Below are 229 nucleotides of genomic sequence, written 5' to 3' on the forward strand. Positions count from 1 at the left end.
TGTCTGAATCCGAGTCGCTGTCTGAATCCGAATCGCTGTCCGAGTCTGAGTCGCTATCCGAGTCTGAGTCGCTGTCTGAATCCGAATCGCTATCGCTGTCTGAATCAGAGTCGCTATCCGAGTCTGAGTCCGAATCGCTGTCTGAATCCGAGTCGCTGTCTGAATCCGAATCGCTGTCCGAGTCTGAGTCGCTATCCGAGTCTGAGTCGCTGTCTGAATCCGAATCGCT

General features: G+C 53.7%; 1 protein-coding gene. It reads left to right on the forward strand.

Going from position 1 to position 229, the window contains the following annotated elements; genetic code table 11:
- Positions 1 to 229, forward strand: a 229-nt coding sequence (locus NI467_RS14700) for a hypothetical protein (protein ID WP_253153509.1), incomplete at both ends; no start/stop codon positions are given.

Origin of the sequence: Acinetobacter sp. S4397-1 (assembly GCF_024129285.1) — a bacterium.
Classification (GTDB): domain Bacteria; phylum Pseudomonadota; class Gammaproteobacteria; order Pseudomonadales; family Moraxellaceae; genus Acinetobacter; species Acinetobacter lwoffii_C.